16 protein-coding genes are annotated in these 14,928 nt (G+C 60.2%); 7 read left to right on the top strand and 9 right to left on the bottom strand.

All coding sequences use genetic code 11. The annotated features are described in order from the left end of the window. Positions 1 to 1,296: RHS repeat-associated core domain-containing protein (locus A7K61_RS31850; protein WP_171905499.1), on the top strand; the 1,296-nt coding region annotated here is incomplete at its 5' end. Next, a complete protein-coding gene (locus A7K61_RS27645) occupies positions 1,293 to 1,679 on the top strand; it encodes a hypothetical protein (RefSeq protein ID WP_047710517.1) in 387 nt (128 codons plus the stop codon). The genes A7K61_RS31850 and A7K61_RS27645, both read left to right, overlap by 4 nt. 46 nt (positions 1,680 to 1,725) lie before the next feature. On the opposite strand, the gene hemB is transcribed toward A7K61_RS27645, so the two are convergent. The 3 genes from hemB to A7K61_RS27630 all read right to left on the bottom strand — a co-directional run bounded on the left by hemB (position 1,726) and on the right by A7K61_RS27630 (position 4,361). Continuing rightward, positions 1,726 to 2,700, bottom strand: a complete 975-nt coding sequence (gene hemB / locus A7K61_RS27640) for a porphobilinogen synthase (RefSeq protein ID WP_016977356.1) — start codon at positions 2,698 to 2,700, stop codon at positions 1,726 to 1,728. 116 nt (positions 2,701 to 2,816) lie between these two features. Further along, positions 2,817 to 3,659: a PhzF family phenazine biosynthesis protein gene (locus tag A7K61_RS27635; RefSeq protein ID WP_069558783.1), complete on the bottom strand. Its 843-nt coding sequence runs from the start codon at positions 3,657 to 3,659 to the stop codon at positions 2,817 to 2,819. Between the two features lie 3 nt (positions 3,660 to 3,662). Further along, positions 3,663 to 4,361 (bottom strand): glutathione S-transferase N-terminal domain-containing protein, encoded by a 699-nt coding sequence (locus A7K61_RS27630; RefSeq protein ID WP_047710515.1) that lies wholly within the window; start codon positions 4,359 to 4,361, stop codon positions 3,663 to 3,665. Positions 4,362 to 4,613: 252 nt separating this feature from the next. Between A7K61_RS27630 and A7K61_RS27625 the strand changes: the two genes are divergently transcribed. Continuing rightward, on the top strand, positions 4,614 to 5,315 hold the full coding sequence (locus A7K61_RS27625; protein WP_034125794.1) for a hypothetical protein: 702 nt from the start codon (positions 4,614 to 4,616) through the stop codon (positions 5,313 to 5,315). 58 nt (positions 5,316 to 5,373) lie between these two features. Beyond that, positions 5,374 to 6,429, top strand: coding sequence for a permease (locus A7K61_RS27620; protein WP_044273121.1), 1,056 nt, complete (start codon positions 5,374 to 5,376; stop codon positions 6,427 to 6,429). Between the two features lie 109 nt (positions 6,430 to 6,538). On the opposite strand, the gene mnmH is transcribed toward A7K61_RS27620, so the two are convergent. From mnmH to A7K61_RS27600, 4 genes are all read right to left on the bottom strand, one after another. Beyond that, on the bottom strand, positions 6,539 to 7,642 hold the full coding sequence (mnmH, locus tag A7K61_RS27615) for a tRNA 2-selenouridine(34) synthase MnmH (RefSeq protein ID WP_069558782.1): 1,104 nt from the start codon (positions 7,640 to 7,642) through the stop codon (positions 6,539 to 6,541). Then, complete coding sequence (gene selD / locus A7K61_RS27610) at positions 7,642 to 8,676, bottom strand: selenide, water dikinase SelD (protein WP_020302053.1); 1,035 nt, start codon at positions 8,674 to 8,676, stop codon at positions 7,642 to 7,644. Before selD ends, mnmH begins: the two co-directional genes overlap by 1 nt. A gap of 93 nt (positions 8,677 to 8,769) precedes the next feature. After that, positions 8,770 to 9,519, bottom strand: a complete 750-nt coding sequence (locus A7K61_RS27605) for a TerC family protein (RefSeq protein ID WP_014717958.1) — start codon at positions 9,517 to 9,519, stop codon at positions 8,770 to 8,772. A 31-nt stretch (positions 9,520 to 9,550) separates the two neighbouring features. Continuing rightward, positions 9,551 to 9,802, bottom strand: a complete 252-nt coding sequence (locus tag A7K61_RS27600; RefSeq protein WP_032892480.1) for a hypothetical protein — start codon at positions 9,800 to 9,802, stop codon at positions 9,551 to 9,553. Positions 9,803 to 9,936: 134 nt separating this feature from the next. Between A7K61_RS27600 and nhaR the strand changes: the two genes are divergently transcribed. Further along, the gene (gene nhaR / locus A7K61_RS27595) at positions 9,937 to 10,839 is read left to right on the top strand and encodes a transcriptional activator NhaR (RefSeq protein ID WP_047710513.1); all 903 of its coding nucleotides are present in this window, start codon (positions 9,937 to 9,939) and stop codon (positions 10,837 to 10,839) included. Between the two features lie 4 nt (positions 10,840 to 10,843). Here nhaR and A7K61_RS27590 read toward each other — a convergent pair whose 3' ends face one another. Beyond that, on the bottom strand, positions 10,844 to 11,998 hold the full coding sequence (locus A7K61_RS27590; protein ID WP_044273118.1) for an MFS transporter: 1,155 nt from the start codon (positions 11,996 to 11,998) through the stop codon (positions 10,844 to 10,846). Between the two features lie 241 nt (positions 11,999 to 12,239). Here A7K61_RS27590 and sstT point away from each other — a divergent pair, with 241 nt between their 5' ends. Next, entirely contained in the window at positions 12,240 to 13,460 is a 1,221-nt protein-coding gene (sstT, locus tag A7K61_RS27585; protein ID WP_069558781.1) for a serine/threonine transporter SstT, read from the top strand. 68 nt (positions 13,461 to 13,528) lie between these two features. Here the strand turns inward: sstT and A7K61_RS27580 are convergent, their stop codons facing one another. Next, on the bottom strand, positions 13,529 to 14,038 hold the full coding sequence (locus A7K61_RS27580; protein ID WP_044273114.1) for a DUF1993 family protein: 510 nt from the start codon (positions 14,036 to 14,038) through the stop codon (positions 13,529 to 13,531). A 116-nt stretch (positions 14,039 to 14,154) separates the two neighbouring features. Between A7K61_RS27580 and A7K61_RS27575 the strand changes: the two genes are divergently transcribed. After that, complete coding sequence (locus tag A7K61_RS27575; protein ID WP_044273112.1) at positions 14,155 to 14,805, top strand: YceH family protein; 651 nt, start codon at positions 14,155 to 14,157, stop codon at positions 14,803 to 14,805. Positions 14,806 to 14,928 lie beyond the last annotated feature (123 nt).

Genomic DNA, 14,928 nt, shown 5'->3' with positions numbered 1-14,928 from the left:
TGCTACCACTACGACCCCCTCGCCCGCCTGACCCGCGCCGACCATTCCCAAGACATACAGGAACGCTTCGGCCACAACCCGGCCGGCAACCTGCTGATGCAAGACCGTCCCGGTCCAGACATCGTCGCGGCGAATCGTCTGATGATCCAGGGCGACCGCCATTACGACTACGACGCCTTTGGCAACCTCATCCGCGAACGGCGCGGCAAAGGCCAGCAACTCATCACCGAATACCGCTACGACTGCCAGCATCGGCTGATCGGCATCACCCAACCAAACGGCCAAACCGCCAGCTATCGCTATGACCCGTTTGGGCGGCGTATCAGCAAAACCGTCGACGGCAAGACCACCGAGTTTTTCTGGCAAGGCGACAAGCTGATTGCCGAGCACCATGCTGACTGCCATCGCAGCTACCTCTACGAACCCGACAGCTTCCGCCCACTGGCGCTGCTGGAAGGCTTCGGCCCACAGGCCACAACGCCCTACCACTACCAACTCGACCACCTCGGCACCCCGCAGGAACTGACCAGCCCCGAAGGCGACATCGTCTGGTCCGCCCACTACCGCGCCTACGGCCAGATCGCCCGGCTCGACGTGGGCAACATCGCCAATCCGCTACGGTTTCAAGGGCAGTATTTCGATCCGGAAAGCGGCCTGCACTACAATCGCCATCGCTACTACAATCCGGATATTGGTCGTTACCTGACACCGGACCCGGTGAAGTTGGCGGGAGGGATCAATGGGTACCGGTATGTGCCCAATCCGACAGGTTGGGTAGACCCGCTAGGTTTAAGTACATGTCCAGGTGTCGATGGGTGTAAACCACAGCCAAATACGGAAAAAACTCATGGGCAGGTAAAGGTGGATGAGGGGGATCCCCCGCTACCCAGCTCTGAAAATAAACGAGAATATCTATATCGCGGTGACTTAAGAGAACCAGACGAAATTTTTAATAATGGGTTTGAAAGTCGAGGAGACAGCACAGACCTTCTCCTGCACGCTTTGAATAACGCCAGCCCTCCGAGCAATTTCGTCCCCACTTCGACGTCAAGGAAGCAAGCATTGGTATTTGCCTCAAACTTTGGATTCGAGGAAGGATTCCTTTACACGCTGAGGAAAATTCCGGGAAGAGACGTAAACAAGGAGCTGGGCAGACTCTCAAAACATAAAAACGAATTAGAAATCGCAATTCCCGGGCGAATAGATACCAAGGATATTTTAGGCGCATCACCAGTTAATGAAGACGGAACCTTTAAAGGATATACAATATTGAATCCACATAGGAACTACCCATGAAATCACGCGAAATTACCATTATCAAAGACGGTATACGTGACAGTGCAGTGATCGAATATGAAGGAGGCAAGCCTACCCTTTATTTATTGCTAAACAACGGGATCCAAAAAACCTATACAGCATTGGATTTGTACGACTGTTTCGGCTTATTACGAGCCGATATGAAAGATACAAAATTTCTGTGTAAAGGAGCCAAAATCAACGTCCACACGTCAGGTATGTCTTCACATATGTCGAATGGTCTTGTTGCTTACGAGCTGACAATGGGACAGCCAGAAGGGGAGCTTGTGCATATATTCTCTTATGAGGACAACGATCTCACCAATGATATACAAGAGCAGCATGACTTCTGCCAGCGATGGGCCGACTCGGTGCAAACTTAACAAATGCACCTGTGACGAGCACGCTCGCCACAGAATGAGGGTCTACCTAAATCCCCGCCAACGCCAAATCCATCGCAAAATACGTAAATATCAAATCCGCTCCCGCCCGCTTGATCGACCCCAACGTCTCGCGCACCACTCGGTCCTCATCAATCGCCCCAGCCTGTGCGCCGAACTTGATCATCGCGTACTCACCGCTCACCTGGTACGCGGCCACCGGCAGGCGCGAGGCTTCGCGGATGTCGCGGATGATGTCGAGGTAGGCCCCGGCTGGCTTGACCATCAGCGCGTCGGCGCCTTCCTGTTCGTCCAGCAGCGATTCGCGCACGGCTTCGCGGCGGTTCATCGGGTTCATCTGGTAGCTTTTGCGGTCGCCCTTGAGCGCGCTGCCGCCGGCTTCGCGGAAGGGGCCGTAGAGGGCCGAGGCGAATTTGGTGGAGTAGGCCATGATCGGGATGTGGGTGAAGCCGGCGTCATCCAGGGCGCGGCGGATGGCCTGGACCTGGCCGTCCATCGCGGCTGACGGGGCGATCACGTCGGCGCCAGCGCGGGCGGCGGCCACGGCTTGTTTGCCGAGGTTGACCAGGGTCGCGTCGTTGTCGACATGGGCGCCGTGCATCACGCCGCAGTGGCCGTGGTCGGTGTATTCGCAGAAACAGGTGTCGGACATCACGATCATTTCCGGCACGGCGTCCTTGATGATCGAGGACATGCGCGAAACCAGGCCGCGTTCTTTCCAGGTGTCGCTGCCGCTGGCGTCAAGGTGGTGGGACACGCCGAAGGTCATCACCGACTTGATGCCGGCGCGAGCGTAACGCTCGATCTCACCGGCAAGTTTTTTCTCGGGAATGCGCAACACACCCGGCATGCTGGTGATGGGCACGAAATCGTCGATTTCTTCTTCGACAAAAATCGGCAGTACCAGGTCGTTGAGGGTGAATTCGCTTTCCTGGAACAGGCCACGCAGCTCCGGGGAGCGGCGCAGGCGACGTGGGCGGGCTTGGGGGAACTGGCTGGTCATGGCAATCCTGAAAAATGGCTGAACACTTTGGGGCGAAAGCTTATGCCCCCAAGTCCTGGCAACACAAACGCCGAGGGGCCAATAGTGTATTGCCAGGCGCGTAACAATTCATTGATCTACAGCTGTAGACGCCCCTCGATACACAACGCCACCGCGCCGCCCACCCAGATTTCATCGCCCTGGCGCTCGATATAAATACGCCCTGCTCGCCCTATCGCCGTGCCTTGGCTGACCACGTAACGGTTGGGCACCAGGCCTTCAGCGAGGAGCCATTGGGCCACGCCGGCATTCAAGCTGCCGGTGGCCGGGTCTTCGGCGGCGCCATCGCCAGCGACAAAAGCGCGCACTTCAAATTGCGTGTCCACCGCGTCACGCGTAGGGTCGCAGGGGGCGATCACCCCTACGGCCAGACCCTGGATTTGCGAATAGTCCGGTTGCAACGCAAGCACCGCCTCACGATCAGCCAACATCACCGCCAGCCAACCCGCACCATTGTCGACCCATTGGCTGCGCAAGATAGCCTCGGGCGCCAGGCCTAATGCCAGGCGCACGCGCTCCAGCAACGGCGCCTCCACCGGGCCGGCACGCAGCAATGGCGGCGCGATAAACGCCAGTTCATCGCCCTGACGGCGAATACGCACCAAGCCGATTTCGCACTCCTGGATAATCTCCTCCCCGCGTGGCACGCCGCCAGCCTGCAACCAGGCGTGGCAACTGCCCAAGGTCGGGTGCCCGGCGAACGGCAGCTCCTTGAGGGTGGTGAAGATTCTTACCCGATAGTCAGCACGAGGGTCGCGCGGCGTCAGTAAAAACGTGGTTTCGCTGAGGTTGGTCCAATTGGCGAAGTCCGCCATCTGTTGGTCGGTGAAGCTATCGGCGCCCAACACAACGGCCAAGGGGTTGCCTTTGAGCGGTACGCTGCTGAAGACATCCAGTTGTTGAAAATCGAAAGTCGGCATGCTTCAGCTCGGAATGTTCAGGCCACGGATCACCGCCGGACGTGCGACAAAACCGTCCAACGCGCGCAGTACGTTAGGGAAATCGGTAATGCCCACCAGGTCACCGGACTCGTAGAACCCAATCAGGTTGCGAACCCACGGAAAGATCGCAATGTCGGCGATGCTGTACTCGTCGCCCATGATCCAGGTGCGGCCCAACAGGCGCTTTTCCAGCACGCTCAGCAAGCGCCGCGATTCGGCGGCGTATCGATCACGCGGACGCTTGTCTTCATACGCCTTGCCGGCGAATTTGTTGAAGAACCCCAGTTGGCCAAACATCGGGCCGATGCCGCCCATCTGGAACATCAACCATTGCAGGGTTTCATAGCGGGTGGCCGGGTCTTCGGAGAGCAACTGGCTGGTTTTTTCCGCCAGGTAAACAAGGATCGCGCCGGATTCGAACAGCGCCAACGGCTGCCCGCTCGGGCCGTTGGGGTCGATGATCGCGGGGATCTTGTTGTTGGGGTTCAGGGACAGGAACTCGGGTGACAACTGGTCCTGGGTGTCGAAGCTGACCTTGTGCGCCTCATAAGGCAGGCCCAGCTCTTCGAGCATGATCGACACCTTGACGCCGTTGGGCGTGGGCAACGAATACAGCTGCAGGCGTTCCGGGTGCTGGGCGGGCCATTTGCTGTTGATCGGGAAAGCGGCGAGTGCGTTCATCGAGAACCCCCTGGACGGAAAGTCCCCATGATAGTCATCTGCCTGCCGTCGTGCATGGGTCATCGTTGCGCAACATTTGCCGGCTAGAATCCCGCGTGGGCGAACCAAAGCGCCCGAATGCACTCTTAAAGAGCGCCCGAAGAATGAAAGGAGGCGCTTTGCTTTATCGACAGGGAACACCGCAGGACGCTGATGCGTCACTGGGGCCGGGCTTGTCCGCCTTAACCCGACGCACGAAGACTCGAACCTATCATGAAGATCAAGCCTCTGCGCCTTGTGCCACAACTCAAACGTTATTCCTATATGGTATTGCCGCTGCTGCTGGTCAGCGCCGCCATCGTCACCGCCCTGGACGCCCGTGAAAGCCGCGCGCAACCGGTCGATGGCGTGCAAACCCTGGTATTCCTGCGCCATGGCGAAAAACCGGCCGGTGGCCTGGGCCAACTCAATTGCCAGGGCCTGAACCGCGCCATGAACCTGGCGACCCTGTTGCCGGAAAAGTTTGGCAAAGCCAACTATGTGTTCGCTGCCAACCCGACGCGCAATGTCGAGGAAGGCGAACTGGATAACTCCTACAGCTACATTCGCCCCTTGATCACCATCAGCCCCAGCGCGATCAAGCTTGGCCTGCCGGTGAACATCGAATTTTCAGCCAATGACACCAGCGCCCTGGCCGAAGAACTGGTCGAGGACAAGTACCGCAACGCGACGATCTATACGGCCTGGTCCCATGGTTACTTGCCGGAACTGATCAACAAAGTCGCCAGCGAAGCAGCCGGCGAAAAACACACCATTACCGATGATTGGTCGGGCAATGACTATGACTCCCTGTACGTGCTGACACTGACCTGGCACAACGGCAAGGCCTCGCTGCTCAGCCGCAACTATAAGCAAGGGCTGAATAACGGTGGGGAAAACTGCCCGGACCCGACCCAGGTCAGCGCAGATATCTGAAGCTTGGGCCGCAGGGGCGTATGATGCCAGGCTATCGACTCACCTGCGGATCCTCTCCATGCCCAACCTCGCTTCCACCCAGCCCAGCCGCGGCTGGGCGTTCTGGTGCAAACCTGCCCTATTTCTGTTGGTGGCCTGCATCGGCCTCTATTATGTGAAGTGGTCGCCCTACTACCTCAAGGCGTTTGTAGCGGCCGATAACCACAGCATTGGCGCCTCGATTCTCAATGACCAGCAAAGCTCGCCCCTGGCGGCGGCGCTGGCTTATGCCCAGGTGTATTTCCTAGCCATCTGGAAAGCCGCCGTACTGGCGGTGATCCTCGGCTCGTTGCTGCAAGTGTTGATCCCCCGCGACTGGCTGCTGCGCCTGTTTGGCCGCGCCGGGCTGGGCTCGACCCTGCGCGGTGGGCTGTTCGCCCTGCCGGGGATGATGTGCAGCTGCTGCGCGGCCCCGGTGGCGGCGGGCATGCGCCGCCAGCAGGTGTCGGTCGGCGCGGCGCTGGCATTCTGGATTGCCAACCCGGTATTGAACCCGGCCACCCTGGTGTTCATGGGCTTTGTGCTGGGCTGGGGTTTCACCGCGTTGCGGCTGGTGGCGGGGATTGTGCTGGTGGTGGGCGTGTCTTTGGTGGCACAGCGCATTGCGCGCCCGGACCAAGTGCCGGAAGCCGCACTGGAAGCCGTTGCCGACGTCAGTACGGCGGAATCGCAACCGTTCCTGAGCCGCTGGTTACGCACCCTGTGGCAGCTGTTCTGGAGCACTATCCCGGTGTATATCCTGGCGGTGCTGATCCTCGGCGCGGCGCGGGTATGGCTGTTCCCCCACGTGGACGGGGCGATGGCCGACAGCCTGGTGTGGCTGGTGCCGCTGGCGATTGTGGGCACGCTGTTTGTGATTCCGACAGCGGCAGAGATTCCCATCGTACAAACCATGATGGCCCTGGGCATGGGCACCGGCCCGGCCGTGGCCTTGCTGATGACCCTGCCGAGCGTGAGCCTGCCGTCGCTGTTGATGCTGCGCAAGGATTTCGATGCGCGGGTGCTGGTGACGGTGGCCGGGTTGACCATGCTGGTGGGGGTGGTGTGTGGGTTGATTGGGGCGGTGATTCTTTAGATTTTCAGTGGGGCTGATGGCCTCATCGCAGGCAAGCCAGCTCCCACCTTTGTATGTATTCACACTTCAGAAGGTGGGAGCTGGCTTGCCTGCGATGGCGCCCCAAAGGTCACCACACCCGAGCTGCCCGCTCACGCAAATACTCCACCACCGCCCCCTGCTCCCCGGCAAACTCGATACGCGCGCCCTTGCTCTCGCGCTGGAACGCATACATCGGGTCGTAATACTCCCGCAGCAAGCCTTCAATCCATACCCGGTGCAGGTCCACTGCGCCGCTGCGTGCCTGTTCAGCCAGGGCATCCTGTAACACCGCCTGCAACCGCTGGAAACGCTCGCCCCCCAGCCGCTTGTAAATATTGGCCAGACTCTGGGTCAGGCGCTCGGCAAACAACCCCTGGCCGGCATCACCAAACACGCCAATGAACTCGGCGCACAGGTCGACCACGTAATCCTTCAGGATACGTTCCACACGGCCTTCGACGCTGTCCTCCAGCCACACCATCGGAAACGTCTGCATCCCCTTGTGCAATGGCAGTGGCAGCGCACAACTGCCGATCATGCGGCTCTCGTCCTCGACCACAAACTGCTCGATACCGCCTGCGCGCTTCTTCAGCACATCCACGGCCAGGCGGTTTTCGAAGTCGATATTGGAGGGTTGCGCCGTGGCGCGCTTGCCGAAGCTGGAGCCACGGTGGTTGGCGTGGCCCTCCAGGTCCAGAGCATTACGCAGTTGGCCGAGCACTTCGGTCTTGCCGGTGCCGGTCATGCCGCCCAGCAGTACGAAGTCACACTGGGCGGTCGCCTGTTCCAGGGTTTCCAGCAGGAAGGTGCGCATGGCCTTGTAGCCACCGCCGACGCGGGGGTACTCGATGCCCGCTTCGGTTTTCAACCATTGCTGCACGATCTGCGAACGCAGGCCGCCCCGAAAGCAGTACAGGTAACCCTCGGGATGGGCCTGGGCAAACTGCGCCCACTGTTCGATGCGCTCGGCCTTGATTGCCCCGGACACCAGTTCATGCCCCAGCACGATCGCCGCTTGCTGGCCTTGCTGCTTGTAACAGGTGCCGACCCGCTGGCGCTCATCGTCGGTCATCAGCGGCAGGTTGATCACCCCGGGGAACGCGCCCTTGGTGAATTCGACCGGCGCGCGGGTATCCATCATCGGGCGGTCATTGAGGAAAATGTCGCGGTAATCGGTGATGTCCGTCGCCATCAAATCACCTCAACCGCGTTGGTCTGTCGCTCCAGCAGTTCACCGATAGGCTCAAGGGCCAGGCCCAGCTCGGCGGCCACGGCGTGGAACTCGGCATCACCTTCGGGGGTAACGGCGATCAGCAGGCCACCGCTGGTTTGCGGGTCGCACAGCACGCGCTTGTGCAGCTCCTGCACGCGCCCCAGCTTGCTGGCGTAGCTCTCGAAGTTGCGCAAGGTGCCACCGGGCACACAGCCCTGGTCCAGGTAATACTCAACCCCCGGCAAGCGTGGGACTTTTGCATAGTCGATGCGGGCGGTCAGGCCACTGCCGTCGGCCATTTCCACCAGGTGGCCGAGCAGGCCGAAACCGGTGACATCGGTCATGGCCGTCACACCGGCCAACTTGCCGAAACGGCTGCCCGGCTTGTTGAGGGTGCACATCCAGTCACGCGCCAGGCCGATATCCGCCTCGCGCAGCTTGCCCTTCTTCTCGGCGGTGGTGAGGATGCCGATGCCCAGGGGCTTGGTCAGGTACAGGCGGCAACCGGCAGTGGCCGTGTCGTTACGCTTCATATGGCGCTTTTGCACGATGCCGGTCACGGCCAGGCCGAAGATCGGCTCCGGCGCATCGATGGAATGCCCGCCCGCAAGCGGAATGCCAGCCGCGTCGCACACGGCCCGACCGCCGCGAATTACTTCGCGGGCAATCTCCGGCGCCAGCACGTTGACCGGCCAACCGAGAATGGCGATGGCCATCAGGGGGTCGCCGCCCATGGCGTAGATGTCGCTGATGGCATTGGTGGCGGCAATGCGGCCGAAGTCGAACGGGTCGTCGACAATCGGCATGAAAAAGTCCGTGGTGGACACCACGCCGCGCTCGTCGTCGATGGCGTACACCGCCGCATCGTCGCGGGAGGCATTGCCCACCCACAGGTTGGGGTCGAGGTTCTGTGCACCGCTGCCCGCAAGGATCACTTCCAGCACCTGGGGCGAAATCTTGCAACCGCAACCCGCACCGTGGCTGTACTGGGTAAGGCGAATCGGCTCGTTCATGGGGGACCTCAAGCTATCAAGTGGGCCGATTCTAGCAGACAGCAAAAGGCCGGCTGGGCTCTTGTGAGCACAGCCGGCCAGTTTGTTCAGCGGTTACTGGCGCGCAGCGAGCAAACGTGCGTGCCGGTTACGCCGGGCGATGTTCAAGCATTCGATCGCCGCCGAGAACGCCATGGCCGCATACACGTAGCCTTTTGGCACGTGGGCGCCGAAGCCTTCGGCGATCAGCGTCATGCCGATCATGATCAAGAAGCCCAGGGCCAGCATCACCACAGTCGGGTTGTCGTTGATGAACTTGGCCAACGGTTCAGCGGCCACCAGCATCACGATCACCGAGACCACCACGGCAATGATCATGATCGGCAAGTGCTCCGTCATGCCCACGGCGGTGATGATGCTGTCGATGGAGAACACCAGGTCGAGCATCAGGATCTGGCCGATGGCAGCGGCAAAGCCGATGGTCACGGTGTTGCTGACGGTGGCCTTCTCTTCAGGCTCCGGGTCCATGCTGTGATGGATCTCGGTGGTTGCCTTCCACACCAGGAACAGGCCACCGGCGATCAGGATCATGTCCTTCCACGAGAACGCTTGGCCGAACACTTCGAACACCGGTGTCGTCAATTGCACGATGAACGCGATGGTGCTCAGCAAGCCCAGACGCAAGATCAACGCCATGCTGATACCAATGCGCCGCGCCTTGGCCCGGTGCTTCTCTGGCAATTTGTTGGTGAGGATCGAGATAAAGATCAGGTTATCGATGCCCAGCACGATTTCCATGACGATCAAGGTCGCCAGTGCGACCCAGGCGGTGGGGCTGGCGGCCAGTTGTAAAAGGTAATCCATAGGTCAGTCCTGACGTTTTAGTGCTGGGGAATTAGGTTTCTTTGGTGTCGGATTCAGCGTCGTTTTCGGCGTCTTTTTCCTGCTTCTCAGGGCTGATCAAGCCCTGGGTTGCTTCACTCAATGCCTGCTCGGCGGCCTTGTGGGTGTCGTCGATGGCCTGCTTGGCCGACTCGGTGGCTTTGCCCAACACCTGTTGCGCGCTTTTCTCGACTTGATCACAGCCGCTGACCACTATCAATGAAAGCGCAAGCAACGACGCCGCGCCCAGGGAATTGAGTTTCATGATGTATTCCTCGTTAGAACCATTGGGCCCAAATAGTGGCCCCTCGATAGCGAGGCATTCTATGCAGGCGAACAGTTCAGGAAAATTCGTATTTTTCTCGCGTATACTTCGATTTTTACGAAGTTTAGGTCGCGATGCTCAATTATCGACAACTGCATTACTTCTGGGTGGTGGCCAAGACCGGCAGCATCGTGCGCGCCTGCGAGCAGTTGAACCTCACGCCGCAGACCATCAGCGGGCAGATCAGCCTGTTGGAGCAGACCTACGGTGTTGCCCTGTTTCAGCGGGTCGGGCGCCAGCTTGAACTGACCGAAGCCGGGCGCCAGGCGCTGCCCTACGCCGAGCAGATGTTCCAGACCGGCAATGAACTGGAGGCGATGCTGCGCGCCCAGCCTGACGAGCAGCAGATTCCGTTCCGGGTCGGGGTGGCGGATGTAGTGCCCAAGTCCATCGTGTACCGGTTGATCGCGCCGACCATGGAGTTGAGCGAACCGATCCGCATCACCTGCCGTGAAGACAAACTCGAACGTTTACTGGCCGACCTGGCGATCCAGCGCCTGGACCTGGTGATTTCCGACAGCCCCATGCCCACGCACTTGGACATCAAGGGCTACAGCCAGAAGTTGGGAGAATGCGGCATCAGTTTTTTCGCCACCCAGGCGTTGGCTGACCAATATGGCGGCGATTTCCCACAGTGTTTGCAGGGTGCGCCGCTGTTGATTCCAGGGGCAGAGACCGTGGTGCGCAGCCGTTTGCAGCGCTGGTTTGCCGAACAGCAGATTCAGCCGCGCATCATCGGCGAGTTCGACGACAGCGCCTTGATGCAGGCGTTCGGGCAATCGGGCAGCGGGATCTTTATCGCGCCCAGCGTGATCGCCGATGAGGTGGTGCGCCAATATGGCGTGGCGCTGATCGGCCAGACCGATGCAGTGACCGAGTCGTTTTATGCAATCTCGGTGGAGCGCAAGGTCAAGCACCCCGGCATTGTGGCGATTACCGAGGGTGCCCGGCGGGAGTTGTTTACCGCCCTGCCCTGATCACTCAGGCATTGAGCGCCGTGGATTTGGCGGTCATCAGCCACAGTGCCAGCAGGATCGACACCAGGATAAACCCCGAAGCGGCAAAGCCCAGGCTGCCCAGGCCGAGGGTGTCGATGACATGCCCGCCCACCATCGCACCCAGGCCAATGCCGAGGTTGGCGCCGGCAATGTTCAGCGACGCCGCAAACGCTGGCGCATGGGGCGCAGCCTTCATCAAGCGCACATGGCTGACCAGAAACATCGCCGCCTGGGTCACGCCCCACACCGCCATCGCCGCAGCCAGGCCGATGGTCGAGTGAATCGCCGGCACCACCGCCACCATACCCGCGATCATGAACCCGCAGAACACCATGGACGCGATCAATGGGTGACGATCCACGGCACGTCCGCCCAGGGAATTACCGATCAGCCCGACCGCGCCAAAGCCCATCAGGCACCAGCCCACCAACGTGCCGTCGAAGCCGGCCAGGCGCTCAAGAATATCTGCCAGGTAGGTATAGGCGGTGAACATGCCACTGAACACCAGGATCGACAGCAGGATATGCCCCTGCATCACCGGGCTGCGCAGGATCTTGAATTGTGAGCGCAAGCTAGCCTGCTGGTGCTTGGCCTGGGTAGCCGGCAGGTAGATATACAGCAGCAACGCCTTGGCCAGGGCGATCACCGCGAGCACTGCAAACGCGGTGCGCCAGCCGAACATATCGGAAATCAGCGTGCCCACTGGAATACCGAACACGGTGGCGCACACAATGCCGAAGCCGATTTTTTCAATCGCACGCCCGGCGAACTCAGGGCCGACAATGTCTACCGCCGTTTCGCTGGCCAGGGCCCAGAACACTGGCAAGCCCAGAGCAGGGATCAAACGGGCCACGGCCATCACCCAGATATTCGGTGCCAATGCCGCCACGGTATTGGCCGCCGCGAACATGATCAGGATACTGATAAACAGCCGCTTGCGCGGGAACCGCGCGCAGTAGGCGGTGAGGAACGGGCCGAACGCGGCCACGGTGAACGCGAACAGTGTCACCAGCAGCCCGGCCTGGGACACGCTGACGTTCAGGTCCCGAGCAATCGACGGCAACAGGCCGACGATGACGAATTCTGTGGTCAGCACGGTAAAACCGGCGGCTGACAGCAGCAGGATAGGAAACAACATGAAAACTCCAGAAACGACGACATCAACGACAGCCCTAAGGGCCCGCTGACGGAGAGGAAAGATGAGAGGGGTGAATCTTAACAGAACATGTCTGGATTTGACCAAGTCCGACTGAAACGGGTGACGGAATGCCGCAGCAAACAAGACGCTTCCCACAGCATGCTAGACTTCGCGCCTACTTCCTACAGTGCTTTCTGCCTGCAATGCTGTGCCCTACTAAAAAAACTAGAGACAACTCTTTATGACTGCTGCCCCCTCCCTGTTGCAACGTTTAATGCGCGTCAGCCTGGTCACCCAAATTGTCATCGGCCTGATCGCCGGGATCGTGCTGGCCCTGCTGTTACCCGAGGCCGCGCGCGCCACTGGCTTTATCGGCAAGGTGTTTGTTACGGCGCTGAAGGCTGTCGCGCCGATCCTGGTGTTTGTGCTGGTCATGGCTTCGATTGCCAACCATAAGCATGGCCAGGAAACCCATATCCGCCCGATCCTGTTCCTATACCTGCTCGGCACCTTTGCCGCCGCCGTGGTTGCGGTGGTCGCCAGCATGATGTTTCCGTCGTTCCTGGTATTGGCGACCCATGACGCCACGGTGAGCGCTCCTGGAGGCATTGGCGAAGTGTTGCAGAGCCTGGCGCTCAGCGTGGTGGATAACCCGGTCAGCGCGCTGATGAACGCTAACTTTATCGGCATCCTGGCCTGGGCCATTGGCATGGGCATCGCTATTCGCCATGCCGGTCAAACCACCCGTACGGTATTGGGCGACTTGTCCAACGGCGTCACCCTGATCGTGCGCGTGGTGATCCGCTTCGCCCCGCTGGGCATCTTTGGCCTGGTGGCCTCCACCCTGGCCACCTCGGGTTTCGGCGCCTTGCTCGGCTACGCCCACCTGCTGGTCGTGCTGATAGGCTGCATGTTGTTCGTGGCGCTGGTGATCAACCCGGCCATCGTGTTCTGGAAACTGCGCCGCAACCCTTACCCGCTGGTGCTGATGTGCCTGCGCGAAAGCGGCATCACCGCGTTCTTCACCCGCAGCTCGGCGGCGAATATTCCGGTCAACCTGGCGTTGAGCAAACGCCTGGGCCTGCATGAAGACACCTACTCGGTGTCGATCCCCCTCGGCGCCACCATCAACATGGCCGGCGCCGCCATCACCATCACCGTGCTGACCCTGGCTGCCGTGCACACCCTGGGCATCGCCGTGGACATGCCGACCGCCGTGCTGCTCAGCGTGGTCGCTGCGGTATGTGCCTGTGGTGCATCGGGGGTGGCGGGTGGTTCGCTGCTGCTGATTCCCCTGGCGTGCAGCCTGTTCGGCATCCCCAGTGAAATCGCCATGCAGGTAGTGGCTGTCGGTTTCATCATCGGCGTGCTGCAGGACTCGGCGGAAACCGCACTCAACTCGTCTACCGATGTGCTGTTTACGGCGGCGGCGTGTTTGGGCAAGGAAGAACAGGCCGCTTAACACAGCCCCATAAAAAAGCCCGGTGCCGTTCGCAGAGAACGGCACCGGGCTTTTTTGTATCTGCGGGTTTAGAACGCGCCCATATAGTCGCGCTTGCCCACTTCCACGCCGTTATGACGCAGCAGTGCATAAGTGGTGGTGACGTGGAAGAAGAACTGCGGCAGGCCGTAGGTCAGCAGGTAGGACTGGCCACTGAAGCGCTTCTCTTTCGGGGTGCCGGGGCGGGTAACGATCTCGATGCCTTCCTTGCCGTCGATCTGCTCGGGCTTGATGGTGTCGACAAAGGCCAGGACTTTGGCGATCAGCGCCTGCAGGTCGGCAAAAGTGACTTCGCTGTCTTCGTACTTGGGTACTTCGATCTCGGCCAGGCGTGCGGATACACCTTTGGCGAAGTCCACAGCGATCTGTACCTGGCGCACCAACGGGAACATGTCCGGGAACAGCCGCGCTTGCAGCAACGCATTGGGCTCGATGTTCTTGGCGCTGGCGTGGGCTTCGGCTTTGTTCAGCACATCGCTGAGGGCGTTGAGCATTTGCTTGAAGACCGGGATGGAAGCGGCGTACAGGGAAATAGTCATGACAGTCTCACGGTAATGGCGGGGTTGGAACCAGCCGCGATTATAGCCATGCCTGGCGCTTGTCTTTTATTTTTTCAAGCTTAGGCTAAGGGGCTTCACTGCATAGGGAAAGCGCGATGACCGCCGAGCACGACACCGACACCCCTGAGCCGCGCCTGAACAGCACGGAAATCCGCGTCCTGGGCTGCCTGATCGAAAAACAGGCGACCAACCCGGAAACCTACCCCCTCACCCTCAACGCCCTGGTGCTGGCCTGTAACCAGAAGACCAGCCGCGAGCCGGTGATGAACCTCAGCCAAGGCCAGGTCGGGCAGAGCCTGCGCGTGCTGGAGGGCCAAGGCTTCACGCGCCTGGTAATGGGCAGCCGCGCCGACCGCTGGGAACACCGTGTGGACAAGGCCCTGGAACTGGTGCCGGCCCAGGTGATCCTGACCGGGCTGCTGTTTTTGCGGGGGCCGCAGACCGTCAACGAGTTGCTCACCCGCAGTGGGCGCATGCATGATTTCGAGGATGCCGAACAGGTTGTGCATCAGCTCGAACGCCTGATTGCACGAGGACTGGCACTGCTGGTGCCGCGTCAGGCGGGCCAGCGGGAAGACCGATATACCCATGCCCTGGGGGACCCGGCGGATATTGAAGCGATTATGTCCGCGCGGGGGAACCCAGTAGAGCGTAGCGCGGGCGCTGTTTCGGTGGAGCGGATTGAAGAGCTGGAAGCGCGGATTGCCGCACTGGAAGAGCGGCTAGCGCAACTGGAACAGGCATAACGCAGATAAAGATGTGGGAGCTGGCTTGCCTGCGATAGCCATAGGTATCGACACAATTCTGAAGTGATCAACGGTAACCACGATGCGAAGCGAGCCGCTCTTGATCTGCTTTTGATCTGCTTT

This window comes from Pseudomonas sp. AP42, from assembly GCF_001728935.1.
GTDB classification, from domain to species: Bacteria; Pseudomonadota; Gammaproteobacteria; order Pseudomonadales; family Pseudomonadaceae; genus Aquipseudomonas; species Aquipseudomonas lactis.
Note: the sequence above shows the minus strand (reverse complement) of the source record. Positions and strands in the feature narration are given on the sequence as shown.

Bases quoted from the DNA above. Each gene is read 5' to 3' on its own strand.
- A7K61_RS27645 (WP_047710517.1), top strand. From the start codon at position 1,293: ATGAAATCACGCGAAATTACCATTATCAAAGACGGTATACGTGACAGT.
- hemB (WP_016977356.1), bottom strand. From the start codon at position 2,700: ATGACCAGCCAGTTCCCCCAAGCCCGCCCACGTCGCCTGCGCCGCTCC.
- A7K61_RS27635 (WP_069558783.1), bottom strand. From the start codon at position 3,659: ATGCCGACTTTCGATTTTCAACAACTGGATGTCTTCAGCAGCGTACCG.
- A7K61_RS27630 (WP_047710515.1), bottom strand. From the start codon at position 4,361: ATGAACGCACTCGCCGCTTTCCCGATCAACAGCAAATGGCCCGCCCAG.
- A7K61_RS27625 (WP_034125794.1), top strand. From the start codon at position 4,614: ATGAAGATCAAGCCTCTGCGCCTTGTGCCACAACTCAAACGTTATTCC.
- A7K61_RS27620 (WP_044273121.1), top strand. From the start codon at position 5,374: ATGCCCAACCTCGCTTCCACCCAGCCCAGCCGCGGCTGGGCGTTCTGG.
- mnmH (WP_069558782.1), bottom strand. From the start codon at position 7,642: ATGGCGACGGACATCACCGATTACCGCGACATTTTCCTCAATGACCGC.
- selD (WP_020302053.1), bottom strand. From the start codon at position 8,676: ATGAACGAGCCGATTCGCCTTACCCAGTACAGCCACGGTGCGGGTTGC.
- A7K61_RS27605 (WP_014717958.1), bottom strand. From the start codon at position 9,519: ATGGATTACCTTTTACAACTGGCCGCCAGCCCCACCGCCTGGGTCGCA.
- A7K61_RS27600 (WP_032892480.1), bottom strand. From the start codon at position 9,802: ATGAAACTCAATTCCCTGGGCGCGGCGTCGTTGCTTGCGCTTTCATTG.
- nhaR (WP_047710513.1), top strand. From the start codon at position 9,937: ATGCTCAATTATCGACAACTGCATTACTTCTGGGTGGTGGCCAAGACC.
- A7K61_RS27590 (WP_044273118.1), bottom strand. From the start codon at position 11,998: ATGTTGTTTCCTATCCTGCTGCTGTCAGCCGCCGGTTTTACCGTGCTG.
- sstT (WP_069558781.1), top strand. From the start codon at position 12,240: ATGACTGCTGCCCCCTCCCTGTTGCAACGTTTAATGCGCGTCAGCCTG.
- A7K61_RS27580 (WP_044273114.1), bottom strand. From the start codon at position 14,038: ATGACTATTTCCCTGTACGCCGCTTCCATCCCGGTCTTCAAGCAAATG.
- A7K61_RS27575 (WP_044273112.1), top strand. From the start codon at position 14,155: ATGACCGCCGAGCACGACACCGACACCCCTGAGCCGCGCCTGAACAGC.